Annotated in this window: 9 protein-coding genes; 2 read left to right on the forward strand and 7 right to left on the reverse strand. The window is 71.3% G+C overall.

The window, feature by feature from the left end; genetic code table 11:
- Positions 1 to 4 precede the first annotated feature (4 nt).
- A complete protein-coding gene (locus ACFYL4_RS05790) occupies positions 5 to 511 on the forward strand; it encodes a hypothetical protein (protein WP_357762571.1) in 507 nt (168 codons plus the stop codon).
- A 15-nt stretch (positions 512 to 526) separates the two neighbouring features.
- Here ACFYL4_RS05790 and ACFYL4_RS05795 read toward each other — a convergent pair whose 3' ends face one another.
- From ACFYL4_RS05795 to ACFYL4_RS05820, 6 genes are all read right to left on the reverse strand, one after another.
- Positions 527 to 1129: an RloB family protein gene (locus ACFYL4_RS05795; RefSeq protein ID WP_387516739.1), complete on the reverse strand. Its 603-nt coding sequence runs from the start codon at positions 1127 to 1129 to the stop codon at positions 527 to 529.
- 40 nt (positions 1130 to 1169) lie between these two features.
- Positions 1170 to 2558 (reverse strand): ATP/GTP-binding protein, encoded by a 1389-nt coding sequence (locus ACFYL4_RS05800; protein ID WP_387516741.1) that lies wholly within the window; start codon positions 2556 to 2558, stop codon positions 1170 to 1172.
- A 268-nt stretch (positions 2559 to 2826) separates the two neighbouring features.
- Positions 2827 to 7860, reverse strand: a complete 5034-nt coding sequence (locus ACFYL4_RS05805; RefSeq protein WP_387516743.1) for a DNA repair ATPase — start codon at positions 7858 to 7860, stop codon at positions 2827 to 2829.
- A gap of 11 nt (positions 7861 to 7871) precedes the next feature.
- Positions 7872 to 9917, reverse strand: a complete 2046-nt coding sequence (locus tag ACFYL4_RS05810; protein WP_357762562.1) for an SPFH domain-containing protein — start codon at positions 9915 to 9917, stop codon at positions 7872 to 7874.
- Between the two features lie 349 nt (positions 9918 to 10266).
- Entirely contained in the window at positions 10267 to 10959 is a 693-nt protein-coding gene (locus tag ACFYL4_RS05815) for a DUF1449 domain-containing protein (protein WP_357762558.1), read from the reverse strand.
- 214 nt (positions 10960 to 11173) lie between these two features.
- Complete coding sequence (locus ACFYL4_RS05820) at positions 11174 to 11563, reverse strand: nuclear transport factor 2 family protein (RefSeq protein ID WP_357762556.1); 390 nt, start codon at positions 11561 to 11563, stop codon at positions 11174 to 11176.
- Positions 11564 to 11865: 302 nt separating this feature from the next.
- On the opposite strand from ACFYL4_RS05820, the gene ACFYL4_RS05825 reads away from it, so the two are divergent.
- On the forward strand, positions 11866 to 14730 hold the full coding sequence (locus ACFYL4_RS05825; RefSeq protein ID WP_357762554.1) for a BTAD domain-containing putative transcriptional regulator: 2865 nt from the start codon (positions 11866 to 11868) through the stop codon (positions 14728 to 14730).
- On the opposite strand, the gene ACFYL4_RS05830 is transcribed toward ACFYL4_RS05825, so the two are convergent.
- Entirely contained in the window at positions 14727 to 14993 is a 267-nt protein-coding gene (locus ACFYL4_RS05830) for a hypothetical protein (RefSeq protein WP_387516746.1), read from the reverse strand. The two genes, ACFYL4_RS05825 and ACFYL4_RS05830, sit on opposite strands and share 4 nt — an antisense overlap.
- Between the last annotated feature and the right edge of the window lie 56 nt (positions 14994 to 15049).

Raw genomic sequence — 15049 nt, forward strand, 5'->3', positions numbered from 1 at the left:
TTCGATGAGGAGTTGCGAGGCGCTCGCCGAGCGCGTCCGGGCGATCACCTGGAAGGAGAGAAACTCCTGGCGCCGGTCGCAGGGGAGGCTGGTGCAGGAGTACCTCAGGCGGTCCGCGTTGTGGGCGGGCCATCTCGGCGCGGGCGGCTGGCCGTTCTTCGACGTCGCGGCGCGCGTGGACCCCTCGGTCCGGGCTCCGGCCGCGATGGTGGAGACGGCCAGGGCGGCGGCCTCCGAGGGGGGAACGTACCACACGCTCCACACGGTGGAGTGGGCCCTGCACTTCGCGCACCTCAGGGACGTCGGCGGGATCGACGCGGACCTCCCCGACCCGTTCGCACCCCTGATCCGCGCGTATGAGAGGGGTGACGCGGTCCTCTACGGGTGCTCACGCCACATCGAGATCGACGGCCTCTTCCTACCCCGGGGCACGGCGGAGAGGTACGCCCGGATACGGCCCCTCGACGACATGTCGGAGGCAGCCCTGGCGGGCATCGACGCGGCGGACTAACCAAGGGCCCGCTCCTCACTCGGTCGCCTGGCGGTACCGGCTCTCGATCGCGCGGACGACTTCGTGGACGTCGGACCAGGGGTAGCCGTCGTACTGGTCGGCCCGCGTGCTGGCGGCCCGGGTCCGAGCGCGGTCCAGACCGCTGCGGAAATCGATGAACTCGGTACCGGCCTTGCCTCGCCTGACCTGGCCCTTGGCCCACCGGGGCACGGTCTTCCTCAAGAGCCTCTCCGCGTCCTTGGGTTGGTGACACCCGCTCAGGTCGCCGGGACCCAGGTGGTGTAACAGCAGCCAGACCTCGAACGCCGGGTGGGAGACGGCGGTACGCACGGTCGCCTCGGCGTTCGAGCACTTGGTGTCCCGAACCCGGGCCCTCAACGGGTTGACGTTCTCGCCCTCGGTGTCGAAGACGGCCCAGATCTCCGAGTAGCCCTCGCTGCGGCGGTCCAACGCCTCCTTCACGATCAGATCGGCCGCCGTCCTGGCGGCGATCTCCACGGACACGGGTTCGGGGACGTGCGCGGAACCCGGCGGGGAGCCCGCCGCGAGCTCCTTGAAATGCCTCCGCAGCCCGGTGAAGTACTCGCGTTCCGTCTCTCCCTCGCCAAGGACGAGCACTTTGGCGTGCTCGCGCCTCGGACCCGGTCGTCGTCCCTGACTACGGCCCTTCCTCATGGGGGGATTCCTCTCCGGAGCCGTCGTTCTCCCGTGCGTGTGTGTGGGGACGGAGGGCCCGGATCAGGAGGTCCTCGTCCACGAAGGGGACCGCGCCGTAGCGGCCGACGAGGTAGCGCCGGTCACGGTTCTCCTCCCCGGCGCTCTCGTAGCTGGACATCGGGAACAGCGAGGTCGCCCCCTCGGCGTCCTTCTCCGTCAACCAGATCTCGTCCTCGGTGAGCACCTCCCGCCCGTGCACCCGGCCGAGCAGGCTGGTGTCGTGGCTGGTGAAGATCAGCTGGGCGCCGCGGGGGTTGTTCTCCGGGTCCTTGAACAGCGAGATGAGGCTGCCCGACAGCAGGGTGTGCAGGCTCGTGTCGATCTCGTCGACGACCAGGGTGCCGCCGCGCTCCAGGAGGCTCATCATGACCGCTCCCAGGGCGAGGAGGGCCTGGGTGCCAGAGGACTCGTCCGCGTAGTCCAGGGGCCGGTCCTTGCCGGTTCCCCGGTGGTGGAACGACACCCGGCCGCGTTCGCGTTGCCGGATGTAGGAGGGCGCGCGCCTCTTGCCGAACCGCTCCTCGATCTCTCCGCGTTCCTCCTCGGTGAGCGGGTTCGCCTTGACGCTGTAGCCGCGGATGCCGGTGTCGACGGCCTGGGCCAGAAGGGCGAGGCGTTCGAGACGGTCCGGGTCGCTCGAAGGGAGCCGGGACACGGGAGGGCCGCCTCTCGCCACGTCTCCCTGGAGGAGCCGTAGCGAACGGCGGAACCACTGCCTGACCCGGCTCAGCGCGGCCACCGTCTCGGAGTGGAACGTGCTGGGGTTGGCGTTGGCCAGGACCGTGATGAGGAGGGTGTTGGGGGAGAGGTTGAGCAGGTCGGTCAGTTCCGGAGCGTCCGGATCGCGGTCGCCGTAGGTGAAGGCGAGCCCATCGCGCTCGAACACGACCTGGTCGTCGCCGTCGCCGGTCTGGAGGTGCAGCCACTCCTCCACGATCTCGGCGTGGTCCACCGTGAACCCGTAGGAGTGGCGCACGCCCTTCAGGAGCAGTTCGACGGCGAACCCGGACGTCCTGGCGGCGGAGTCCCCGTCCAGGAGAAAGGGCTCCCGGGGGATGCGGTCCTCGTCGTCGTCCTCCGCGCCGAAGGCGGGGCGGGGTCTCCCGAGCCCGACCCCGAAACCGTAGAGCACACTGACGCGCATGAACTGGAGCGCCTTCACCAGGGCGGACTTGCCGGAGGCGTTGGCGCCGAAGATCCCGGTGACCCGGAGAGGGGTGATCTCGCCTGGGAGGGGGGAGACGCCCTCGCTCTGTTCCGAGGGAAGGAGGAGGAGTTCCTGCTCGTCGCGCAGTGACCGGTGGTTCTCCACCCGAAAACTCAGCAGCATGGTCCCGGCTCCCCGGTTGGTGCGGCGCCCCCTGGGCTGGCTTGGCTTCACTATGCCCGGACCACTCTAGAGGAGCCCAGCGGCCACGCACGGGGCGAGGGACGACTTTTCCACAGGTCCGGGGCGGGCTCACCCGCGGTTCGGGCCCGGGGGGAAACCACACCCCAGGGTCGTGGCGCAGGTGGGAACCGTCGGACCGTGACGCGCGGGAGGGGGCCGCCGCCCCTCGCGGGACGGCGGCGGCCCCCTCCTCACCCGGTCGGCGCGGCTACCGCTCGGAGCCCCGCTCGATCGCCGACCCGATCTCGCCCACGCGGTCGGCGAGCAGCCCCATCGCGCCGATCGCCCTGGTCATCGGGTCGTCGTCGGACCCGCCCAGCGCCCGGCCACGGCGGAAGCCCTCCTTGACCTCCCGCCAGCGCTCCTCCTGCTCGGGGGTCATCACCCCGCGCAGTTCGGCGAGCTTGAGGAGGTTGGCCTCGGCCCCCGAGGTGAGGGTCTGCGCCTCGCCCAGGTAGTGGTCGTCGATGACGGCCTCCACCTCGGCGTCGTTCATGACCGGCACGATCTTCTCCGACAGCCGGTTCATGTTCCGGTACGAGCCCTGGAGCTGGAACGGCGGTTCGGTGCGGGCGTCCTCCGACTGCGCGGCCGAGGCGATGTAGGCCTGGTTGTTGGCCAGTACCACCTCCTGCACCCGCAGCATCTTCTGGAGCACCGACACGATCCGGTCCACCTCGGCCGCCGAGTACGGGTGCTTGAGCCGGTCGGTGCCGACCGAGTCGTCGCCCTGGGCCATCCGCACGAACGTGTACACGTCCTCGCGGTCACGGGTGGACAGCGGCGCCAGGGTCGGGTTGGAGGTGAGCGCGTTCTCGATGTAGCTGAGCGCGAACAGCTCCTCCCGGCCCGAGAGCACGTCGCCCAGGTTGTACACGTCGGCGCGGTTGGCGAGCATGTCGGGGATGCGGAACCGCTTGCCCTGCTCCGTGTACGGGTTGCCCGCCATGCACACCGCGAACCGCTTTCCGCGCAGGTCGTAGGTGCGGGTGCGCCCCTCCCACACGCCCTCCATGCGGCGCTGGCCGTCGCAGAGCGAGATGAACTTCTGGAGGAGTTCGGGGTTGGTGTGCTGGATGTCGTCCAGGTACAGCATGGTGTTGCTGCCCATCTCCAGCGCGAGGGAGATCTTCTCGATCTCCTGGCGGGAGGTGGCGTCGGGGGCCTCCGCCGGGTCCAGGGACGTGACGGCGTGCCCGAGGGCGGGCCCGTTGACCTTGACGAACACCAGGCCGAGTCGGCTGGCCACGTACTCCATGAGCGTGGTCTTGCCGTACCCGGGCGGGGAGATGAGCAGCAGCAGACCGCTCTGGTCGGTGCGTTTGTCGTCTCCGGCCGCCCCGAGCTGTTTGGCGAGGTTGTCGCCGATCAGCGGCAGGTACGACTCGTCGAGGAGCCGGTTGCGCACGAATCCGCTCATCACCTTGGGCCGGTACTCCTCCAGGCGCAGGCGTTCGCGCTCGGAGGCCACCAGGGCGTTGCGGCGGCGCTGGAAGTCCCGGTAGGCGGGTACCTCCACGGTGCGGAACCGCCGGGTGCGCGGCAGGATCTCGTCCAGCCGCACCTCCAGCGAACGCTCGCTGATCCGGGGGTGCGACCCCAGCAGGCCGGTGACGCGTTCGCTCACCGCCGCCGAGGACTCGTAGCGTTCCACCGCCTTGGCGGTCAGGGCGATCGCCGCCGCCTCGGGGAGGTCGCCCGGCGCGGGCGGCTCCTCCAGGGTGGTGGCGTAGGCCTCCAGCCACGCCGTCACCAGCTGGTGGCGGGCGGCCAGGTCGTCGCCGAGCCCGCGCAGGTCGTCCTCGAACGCCTTGCGGGTGGTCTCCCGGGTGCTGCCCAGGGCCCGGTGGAACCGGTCGAGCAGTTGGCGGGCGCCCGCGCCGGACACGAACCCGCGCGCGGCGGGAACGTCCTGGGCGAGTTCCTCGAACAGGTAGTCGCCCACGAGTTCGAGGTCGGCGTCCTGGTACAGGCCGGTGTCGGTGAGGAACGCGTCCACGCCCTCGGCGAGCTCGGTGCGCAGGGCGTCGATCGCGGCCGAGCGGCGCGCCCCGAACACGCTGCGAGCCCGCGCGAGCGAGGTCGCCCGGGTCCGCCAGGCCGCACGCCGGGTCTCGTCGGCGCCGAACGCCCAGAACAGCTGGGCCGCCGCCCGGGCGTGCCCGGGGTAGCGCAGGAGCCCGGCCCCGGCCCGCAGCCGCAGCAGCGCGGCGAGGACCCGCGCGGCGTCGTGGTCGTGCACGCCCCGCTCGTACCCCTCGTCGTAGCGTGACTCGGCGGCCCCGCGTACGAGGGACTCCAGGGAGTCCCCCTTCTCGGGGTGCAGGGCGGCCTCATTGAGCGCCTCCAGGGTGAACCCGTCGGCGCCCTCCTCGGCCGCGTTCAGGATGGACGTGGCCAGGTACTCGGACCGGTACACCTCGGGGCTCTCGGAGACCAGGAGCCGGTCCCACAGGTGCCGGGTCTCCTGGAACGCCTCGTCGCGGACCGGGGTGCGGAAGTCGGTGCCGGTGACCGCCACCGACATGTGCCCGTCGTGCGGGGTGAGGGTGAGGTCGACGGGCTGGGTGTTGACGGCGAACCGGTGTCGGCCCAGCCGGATGGTCTCGCCGCCCGCGCCGCCCTCGAACAGGTCGGTGCGGTCCTGGAGCGCCCGTCCCGCCTCCTGACGGGCGGCCAGGATCTGGCCCTCCAGCTCCTCGGCGCGCACGGTGTCGCCGAGTTCGCGCATCTCCTCGGCGGTGCGGCGCAGCCGCGTCACCATGGCGTCCGAGGCGAAGTAGGTGTTGATGTCCTCCAGGGTGGTCAGCGCCGCGACCCGCCGGTGCACGCCTTCGAGCACACGGGCGGCGGACGACGCCAGCCGGTCGGCGCGCCGGGAGCGCTCGTCGACGAGCGCCTGCTTGCGGGTGGAGAACGCCTCGTACACGTCCTCGCGCTTGTCCGACAGCTCCTGGAGGAAGTCGTCGAACTCGGCGAACCGCGACTCCAGGTTCTCCAACTGGAGCATGATCCGGCCCAACTGCTCGTCGCAGCGGTCCGGAGTGTCGGCGGCCGCGATGGCCCCGGTGATGGCCTGCCCCAGGAGCGCGAACTCGGCGGCGAACTCCGCCCGCCCCTCCAGGGCGAGCAGTTCCCGGCGCCGCGACTCCAGCGTGGCGCGGGCCCTGTTGACCCCCGCCATCACCTCGCTGATCCGCTCCAGGATGCGGGTGCGCACCTGGGCGTCGCCGATGTCGAGGGAGCCGATCACCTCGGTGACCACCTGGAGGCCCTCGGTCTGCTCGGCGATGCGCTCGCCCACGGCGGTGGCGGCGCTGACGGCCTCCAGCGCCTCGGCCTCCTCGACCAGCCGCTCCACCTCGGAGTGGTAGCCGTCGAAGGCGTCGTCCTGTTCGAGGAAGGAGACGGTGCGGCGCCCGGCGGAGGCGATCTCCTCACCGAGGGCCTCCTCCACCGCGTCGATCCGGCCGGTGTCCACGTAGCGCGTTTCGCGCAGTGTGGCGGCCTGCCCCTGGGCGCGGCGCAGGTCGGTCAGCCGGGTCACCCACCCCTCGGCCGAGCGCGGGGTCTCGCCGCGCGACCGGCGGATGAGCGCGGTGACCCGCTCCTCGGTCTCGGTGAGGCTCTTGGCGGCCTGCCGGGTGAGTTCCTGGACGGTCTCGAACTCGTCCAGGACCCGTTCGGCCGTGGACCGCACCTCGGCGAGCGGGGTGGCGAGGTCGCCCAGCGCCTCGTCGCCCAACCAGTGGAACCGGTCCAGGACCCGGCGGCAGGACGCGATGAGCGCCTCGAACACCTCGGCGGAGGGCCGCATGTCCTCGGAGATGCGCGCCACCGACAGGCACTCGGACACGCCCTGCACGAGTTCGGCGTTGCCGATCCGCTCCAGCGGCCCGGTGCCGACCGGTTGCGCGGCCGCGTACACGTCGGACACGTACGGGGTCTGCCACACCTGCATGGGGTGCACCCGGGTGGGTTCACCGGAGGTGTCGCGGAAGACCGTCATGGTCCCGTCGTCGAACAGCGAGTAGCCGTGGCAGACGATCGGGTTGGCGACCTCCTTGCGGATGGTGTTGTACGACAACAGCAGGCTGCGGCCGTCCGCCCGCGAGTGGAAGACGTACAGGACGTCCTCACCGTTGGGCGAGCGCACGACGCGCTCGAACTCCAGGTCGGTGACGTCGGTGTCGAAGGTCCGCGCGACCCCGGTGGCCAGGTAGTAGCCGCCGGGGAAGATGAGCCCCTGGTCGTCGGGCAGGCGCTGGCACGACTGCCCGATGCCGTCGAGGCGCTCCACCCCCTTGGTGCGCGTGTTGAAGACCAGGTACCGCCACGCGGTCTCGTTGTAGGGCTGGATCTTCAGCAGGATCAGCGAGCCGACCCGCGCGTGGCGCACCGACGCGTCGGCCAGGCTCTGCAACGGCTCGTCGACGGGCTCGCTGTAGATGCCCTCGCCGACCTCGGTGTTGTCCTCCACCTTGATGGTGAGGTCGCCGCCGACCGTCTCCACGAACAGTTCGTCGCGGATCGAGATGTGCGGGTGCCGCCCCTGCACGTGGTCTTCTCGGGTGGACTCGGTCCACGAGAAGTCGTGCGCGGGCGGGAACACGTGGTCGCGTTCGCCCCGGTCGTCGAGGTAGGCGATCTCCCCGGTGGGGGCGACCGTCCACCGCAGCACCCGCACGTCCTCGGTGCGCGGGCCGGTCTGGAAGACGGCCAGGAGCCGGTCCTCGACCCGGCGCAGCTGGAGCAGGCGGGCGTCGCGGTAGTAGCGGTAGAGCTGGGCGAACTCCTGGCGGAACCGCTCGTCGGCGAGGAGGCCGGGTACGGCCCCCTCCTCGGTGTCGGTGAACGCGAAGGAGTCACCGTCGTGGTCGTACCGGTGCAGGGAGAACACGTCGGAGACGTGCGTCTGGCTCTGCATGCCGATGTAGACGTTGTAGCCGAAGAGGATCATGTCCCCGTCGGCGTCGTCCCCGACGGAGCGCCCCACGCTGACGATGTCGCGCGGCACGCAGTTGTGCTCGGTGCGGATGCGTTCGGTACCGCGCAGGGAGAGCTCGGTGCCGCCGAACACCCCGAGACGGCGGTTGTTGAGTTCCTCGGTCCGCCGGGCCAGCTCACCGGTCTGTTCGCGGAGCCGGGCGCGGAGCACCTCGTAGGTGCCCGCGTCCAGCGACCGCGCGTCCTCGGTGTCGGGTCCGGGGCCTTCGGTCTCCTGGGACTGGGCCTCGGTCACGGAGGACTACCTCACTGCTTCACAGGGGCGAGAGCGTTGACGGGGAGCTGGTCCAGGCCCAGGGTGCGGGCCGTGGTGAGCAGGCCGTCCAGCTTGCCCGTGTCGGGGCCACCCGCCGCGATGAGCTTGAGCAGCAGTGCGGAGACGGTGAGGTTCTTGACGTCCTCGGTGTCGGCCTCGGCCAGGACCCGCTTGACGTCCTCGGCGAAGTTGCCCTCGCCGCTCAGCCAGCCGCTGCCCAGCGCCTGGACGGTGTCGGAGCTGCCGACGAAGCCGTCGACGGCCTTGCCCATGCCGATGGAGTTGACCATGCGGTCGAAGAAGGCGCCGTCGCCGCCGACGATGCTGATGTCGGCGCTCTCCAGACCGGCGGCCATGGCCGTGGCCTGGGCCTCGGCGACCTGGCGCTGGACGTCGATCCCGGCCAGACGGACCTCCTTCTCGGCGTCCAGGCGCAGGCGGTACTCCTCGTGCTCGCGGCTGACCTGGTCCAGGGCGGCCATGGCGGCGGCCTTGTCGGTGAGACCGGCGGCCTCGGCGCGCAGCTTCTTCTCGACCGCGTCGGCCTCGACCTCGGCCTTCTCGCGGGCGACGACGGCCTCGGCGCGGCCGAGCTTCTCGACGGCCTCGGCGTCCTGGTGACGGACCTGCACCTCGGCCAGGCCGGCGGCCGCGGCCTCGGCCTGGATGCCCTCGGCGAGACGGATCTTGGCGCGGGTGTCGAGCTCGGCGGCCTGCTGGCGGGCCTCGGCGAGCGTGAGCTCCTCCTGGGCCTTGTGCTTGGCGGCGGCCTCCGCGGCCTCGGCGGCCTTGATGTCCTTGACCAGGTTCTCCTGGGCCTCGGCCTCGGCGTGGATGATGATGGCCTGGCGCTGGCGCTCGGCCTCCTCCACGGCGCGGAGCTTCTTGATCGCCTCTTCCTGCTCGGCGACGGTGCGGTCGACGGCCACGCGCTCGCGGATGACGTCGGCGACCTCGCGCTTCTCGGCCTCGACCTCCTTGTCCTTGGCGATGCGGCTCAGCTCGGTCTCGCGCTCGCGGCCGATGACCTCCAGGAGGCGGTCCTTCTCGATGCGCTCGGTCTCGATGGCGATGACGCGCTCGCGGTTCTTCTCGGCGACCGCGATCTCACGCTGCTGGTTCTGGTGCTGGACGCCCAGCGACTCGGAGGTGCGCAGGTTGGCGGCCTCGGCCTTGAGCCGCTCCTCGGCCTGGACGCGGGCGGTCTCGGCCTCCTCCTGGGCGCGGATGATCTCGATCTCGCGCTTGGCCTTGGCGGTCGCCTCCTCGCGGCGCTTCTCCAGCTCCGCGAGGGTCTCGGCGGTCTCCGTGTTCTGGCGGTCGATCTCCTTCTTGCGGTCGTTCTCGAACTCGTTGGTGCGCTTGTGCTCCTTGGCGGTGCGCTCCGTGATCTTCGAGATGCCCTGGGCGTCGAGGATGTTGTTGGCGTCGTGCTGGTGCAGCGGGGTCTGCTCCAGCTCGTCGATGGCCACGTCCTCCAGGATGTAGCCGTTGAGGTCGGTGCCGATGAGCGAGACGATCGCCTGGCGGAACTCCTCGCGGTGGGTGAACAGCTCCTCGAAGTCGAACTGCTTGCCGACGGTCTTGAGCGCCTCGGAGAACTTCGAGTTGAAGAGTTCCTGGAGGGTGTCCTGGTCGCTGGCGCGGGCGGTGCCGATCGCCTTGGCGACCTTCTTGACGTCTTCGGCGGTCTCGTTCACGCGGACGTAGAAGAACACCTTGATGTCCGCACGGATGTTGTCCTTGCAGGTCAGTCCGTCACGGCCGCCGCGCTCCAGGGTGAGGCTCTTGAGCGAGATGTCCATGACCTCGGCCTTGTGCAGGACCGGGAGGACGATGGCGCCGGTGAAGGTGACGTGGACGTCCCGGATCTTGGAGATGATCAGGGCCTTGCCCTGCTCGACCTTGCGGAACAGTCGCGTGACCATCAGCAGGAGTGCGAGGAGGACGACGAGGCCGACGGCCAGGGCCACACCGAAGGTCAGGAAGGCGGCGTCGGCCGCCTCCTGGCCGGTGGAGGATGCGCTCAACAGCACGTGGTGTCTCTTTCTGCGAGGAGAACGGGGTCGGTTCCGCACCGGTGGGAACGGCGGGGTGGGCGGTGCGCTGACCCGGGGTGGGTTGCGTTCGTCAGGGTTTGTGACGCTCCGCAGGGGCGTTCGGTTCCACCGCCGGTGAAGGTCGTCCCTGCTCACCGTGGGTGGGCTGGGACGGCGGGAGCGGTGGTGGCGGAGCGGAGCGGAGGGTGGGGCTTGCGGAGGGTGCGGGGCCGCGTCGTCCGGGATCGGGCCTGCGAGCGGCGCGCCGTCGGGTCGTTCGTGGTCGGGCACGGGCCGCTCGGTCCGAGCCGGGGGTGGCGGTGGGTGGCGGTAGGGGTGGTCCCGGTCAGGACTGCCCGGGGTCGAGGGCGGCGTCGAAGGCGGTCACCAGGAAGACGTCGCCGTCCGTGCTGTGGTCGAAGATGAGCGCGGTGCTGCCCAGGGCCAGGACCTCACCGCCGGTGGTGCGTACGGGGATGGAGATGGAGGCGCCGCCCGCGGTGGTGATCTCGGCCTGGCCGAAGTCCTCCCGGGCCTCGCCGATCCGGATCACGCAGGTGCGTCCGACCAGCTCGTGCTTGGAGTCGCCCCGGCGCCCGGGCACGAGGCGCTGGACGCCCATGACCACGCCGCTGGTGACCGCCCAGGCGGCGACCAGCGCGATGACCAGCACGACGGCGCCGAGCGCGTACAACAGCGGGGTGGAGGTGGTCTCGACGAGAGTGGTCAAGATGCTTCCCATCATGCTCACGAACCAGGCGACGCAGATCAGGAGGGTCAGGGCGACCGTCACCGGTACCCCGCCCGACCGCCGCGGCCCGGCGGTCCCGGCGGACGTCCTCGGTGTGGACCCGGTGAGCCCGGCCCTGCCCAGGAACGCGCTCAACCCGGCGGCGTCGCCGTTGGAGTCCACGCTGTCGAGCAGCTCCGTGTCGGCGGCGCCGACGATCACGAAGATCCAGTAGCCCAGCACGACGACGAGCATCGGGGTGAACAGGACCGTCGGGAAGCCGAAGGCGGAACCCAGGAAGACGCCCATTCCGTGTACCCGCCCCCATGTCCGAACCGTCCCGGAACCCTATCGAACGCCCCAGCTCAGCGTGGTGGGCGGGGGCTCCCTGACCGATTGTGGCCAGTGCCGCTCGGGGGCGGGGCGTTCACGGTCGGGCACCGGTAATGGGGGCGGCCAGCGGTTTGCCACGCGGGTGAGCGGTTCGGAAGTGCTCCTGTCCTTCGGTTATCGCATTCCGTGATTACCACTCCACGGAATGGAATCTTCGCCAGGAGAGAAGGAGTCCGTGATCGGAAATGCTGAGGAAGTCCGCGAAATCGACCCGCTTCCCCTCGGGTGTGGTGAGGGCCCCGGACACCGCCGCGCCGTCGTGCTCGACGACGATTCTGTGCAGGGTGTGCGCCGACCCCTCCGACACGAGCCTGAGCAGCAGCTCGGTGGCCTCCTGGGGGCCCCGGGCCACCCGCGCGCGCGGTCCGTGGAAACGCGCGCCGGGGTCCACGAGAGAGGCGAGCCCCTCGCTGTCGCGGCGATCGAGGTAGGCGTAGGACAGGTGGATGTGCTCGCGACCGATGTCCGGCACGCGGGCGCTGAGGGCGGCTTCCGGCGGGGGCTCGGCTGGATAAGCCACGGTCACTCCAGGGTCCTGGTCGGTCGGTTCATCCCATGGTGATTCCTCGGGTAATTCGCTCGCTATCCGTCTGCTATCGCGGGTTTACTCCGTGTGTTCGGTTCCCGCGTTCGGTTCCCGCGTTCGGTTCCCGCGTTCGGTCCGTGTGTTCGTTCCGTGTGAATGTGAAGAAACAGAGGTGACAATTGGGGTCTGTGATATACAGTCAGTTCGCCGAGACGCTCCCATTACCGGTGAGCGATCATTCTGAATGGGGGCCAGTGATCGACGCCGTCCGGGGAGATCGGTCAGTTCAGCCACCGGTGCGTTTCCGCGTCCTCGGCCCTTTGGAGGTCCTGGGCGACCACGGGCCCGTCCGGGTACCCCCCGGCAGGCAGCAGGCGGTGCTCTTCCTGCTGCTCCTGGAGATCAACCGGGTGGTGCCCACCCACCGCATCGTCGACGTCCTGTGGCGGGACTCCCCGCCCGAGACCGCCCGCACCCAGGTACAGATCTGCGTCTCCCGGCTGCGTAAGCTGCTCGGCCCGACCGGCGCCACCATCGAGACCGTGCCGCCCGGCTACCAGCTCAGGTCCGCGCCCGAGACCGTGGACGCCCAGCTGCACGCCCTCCAGGTCCGGGACGCCGCCGTCCTGCTCCGGGAGGGGCGCAGGGAGGAGGCCGCCGCCCTGCTGCGGGCCACGGTCGGGCTCTGGCGCGGGGCCGCCCTCGGCGGTGCGGACCACGAGGGCCTGGCCGCCGAGGCGGCCCGGTTGGAGGACGAACGGGTCGACGCCACCGAGACCTACCTGAACATCGAACTGGGCCTGGGCCACCACGCGCGGCTCGTCTCCGAGATCGGCGCGCTGGTGGAGGCCTACCCGCTGCGGGAGAACCTGCGCGCCCAACTCATGCTCGCGCTGTACCGGTCGGGCCGCCAGGCGGAGGCGCTGGAGGTGTACCGGAGCGGTCGCGACCTGCTCGTCGGCGAACTGGGGCTGGAGCCGGGCCGCCGCCTGCGCGACATGGAGGCGGCGGTGCTGGCGGGAGACCCCGCGCTCAACCTCCCCGACGAGGTCCCGGAACGGGACGCCGCCGCCGACGGCCGCGGCCCCGACCCGGAACCGGAGCCGGTCGCGGCCTCCCCGCCGGACACCGCCCCGGCCGCCGCGCACGCGGTCACCCCGTTCCAGCTGCCCACCGCCACGGCGGACTTCGTGGGCCGGCGCGACGTGGTCGAGACCGCCGAGCGGACCCTCGCCCGGGGCGCGGGCACGGTCGGCGTGGTCACCCTGGTGGGCCGGGCCGGGGTCGGCAAGAGCTCCACTGCGGTGCGGATCGCCCACGACCTCGCGGACGGCGCGTTCCCGGACGGGCAGCTGTACTGCGACATGCGGGGCAGCCGTGAAGTGCCGCTGGAGCCCGCCGACGTCCTGGCGCGGTTCCTGCGTGCCCTGGGTGTTCCCGGGCAGGGGATACCCGAGGACGTCGACGAGCGCTCCGCCATGTACCGGGGTCTGCTGGCCAGCCGCCGGGTGCTGGTGCTGCTGGACGACGCCGCCGACGAGGGCCAGCTGTACCCGCTCATCCCGGGGTCGGCGGGGTGCGGGGTGATCATCACGTCCCGGGCCCGGCTCACCGCCCTGCCCGGCGCCACCCGGGTGGAGATGGACACCCTCTCCGAGGGGTCGTCCCTGGAGCTCCTCGGCCGGGTCCTGGGTGAGGAACGGGTGCGGGCCGAGTCGGACGCCGCCCAGGCGCTGGTGCAGGCGGTGGGCCGCCTGCCGTTGGCGCTGCGGATCGTCGCCGCCCGGCTGGCCGCCCGCCCGCACTGGCCGTTGGCCGGGATGGTGGACCGCCTCTCCGACGAACGCCGACGCCTGGACGAGCTCGCCCACGGCGACATGACGGTGCGCGCCAGCCTGTCGCTCACCCATGACGGGCTCGACGCGCGCAGCGCCCGCGTGTTCTCGCTCCTCGGCCTGGCGGAGGGCCCCACCTTCCCGGCGTGGGCTGCGGGCGCGGTCCTGGACGACGACGGCCCCTTCCCCTCGGACCTGGCCGAACCGCTGGTGGACGCGCACATGCTGGACGTGATGGGCGTGGACCCGGCGGGGGAGCCGGTGTACCGCTTCCACGACCTGGTGCGCGACTACGCCCGAGAGCAGCTCACCCGCGACGAGTACCGGGTGGAGCGCTCCCAGGCGCTGGAGCGCCTGTTGGGCGGCTGGTTGGCCCTGCTCGACGAGGCGAACCGCAGGCTCTCCGGCACCGAGGTGTTCCAGGTACGCGGGGGCGCGCCGCGCTGGCATCCGCCAGCCAAGTACGTGGACCGGCTCCTGGCCGACCCCTACGTCTGGTTGGAGGCCGAGCGCGCCAACCTGCGCCACGCGGTCGTGCAGGCCGCCAAGGAGGGGCTGCGCGAGCAGTGCTGGGAGCTGGCGGTGGCCCTGGGAAACTTCCTGGACCGGCGCGGCTACGTCGACGACCTGACCGAGGTGTACGACACCGCGATGACACTGGTCCGTGACGGCGGCGACCGGCTGGGCGCGGCGGCCCTGGACACGGAGGTCGGCTACCTCCTGAGGGACCGGTACGACCCGCTCTCCCGGCAGAGCCTGGTGGAGGACGCCCTGGCCGAGTTCGTCGACCTCGGCCACGACCACGGCGAGATGACGGCCCGCACGCTCCTGGCGTTCCGGAGCCGGGCGGACGGCGACCTGCCGAGGGCGATCGCGTACGGGGAGCAGGCGCTGCGGGGCTGGGTCCGCCTCGGGAACCGGATCGGCCAACGGCGGTGCCTGCTGCTGCTCGGCAATCTACGGGTGCGTTCGGGAGAGACCACCCGGGGGTGGGCCGAGCTGGAGGAGGCGCTGGCCCTGGCCGAGGAGGTGGGCGACCTCCGGGGCCGCGCCCAGGCCTGCTGGTGGGTCGGCCGGACCCACCTGTACCTGGACCAGCACGAGGCGGCGGTGGAGAAGCTCACCACGGCGCTGGAGCTGGTGCGGCGGATCAACGACCCCAAGGGTGAGGCGGCACTGCTGGAGAGTCTGGGAGAGGCCTACCTCGCCCAGGACCAGACGGAGAGCGGCCGCGCGACCCTGCTCCAGGCCCTGGCCCTGTACGAGGATCTGCGGGACCGCCAGGCGCAGGCCGTTGTCGAGAGGCTGCTGGCCGACGCGCACTAGTGGTTGTCCCACTCGTCGTTCGGGCCGTCCTCGCAGGGGTTCAGGTCGATCGGGCCGGGGACGCTCGGCAGGCCGGGCACCAGGCCGCACACCTTGTCGATGACGTCGGGCAGGAGGGGGAGCCCGGACGGCGCGGCGGCGGGAGCGGCGGCCGCCGTCAGGAGAGCGGGGGCGTGCGGGGCGGAGGCCGCCGCCGGAGAGGCCGCGAGGAAGGTCAGCGCGGTGGCGGTGGCGAGGGTGAGGGCCAGGTGGGGGATACGCATCTCTACTCCTGTGTGTCCGTCGTACCTGCTGCTGTCTCTGTTGTTCCCCACGTTAG

The organism is Nocardiopsis sp. NPDC006938 (assembly GCF_042869555.1).
In the GTDB taxonomy this organism is placed as follows: Bacteria; Actinomycetota; Actinomycetes; order Streptosporangiales; family Streptosporangiaceae; genus Nocardiopsis.

Excerpts from the sequence above, each read along its gene's own strand:
- ACFYL4_RS05815 (WP_357762558.1), bottom strand. The coding sequence starts at position 10,959 with ATGGGCGTCTTCCTGGGTTCCGCCTTCGGCTTCCCGACGGTCCTGTTC.
- ACFYL4_RS05830 (WP_387516746.1), bottom strand. The coding sequence starts at position 14,993 with ATGCGTATCCCCCACCTGGCCCTCACCCTCGCCACCGCCACCGCGCTG.
- ACFYL4_RS05800 (WP_387516741.1), bottom strand. The coding sequence starts at position 2,558 with ATGCTGCTGAGTTTTCGGGTGGAGAACCACCGGTCACTGCGCGACGAG.
- ACFYL4_RS05790 (WP_357762571.1), top strand. The coding sequence starts at position 5 with ATGAGGAGTTGCGAGGCGCTCGCCGAGCGCGTCCGGGCGATCACCTGG.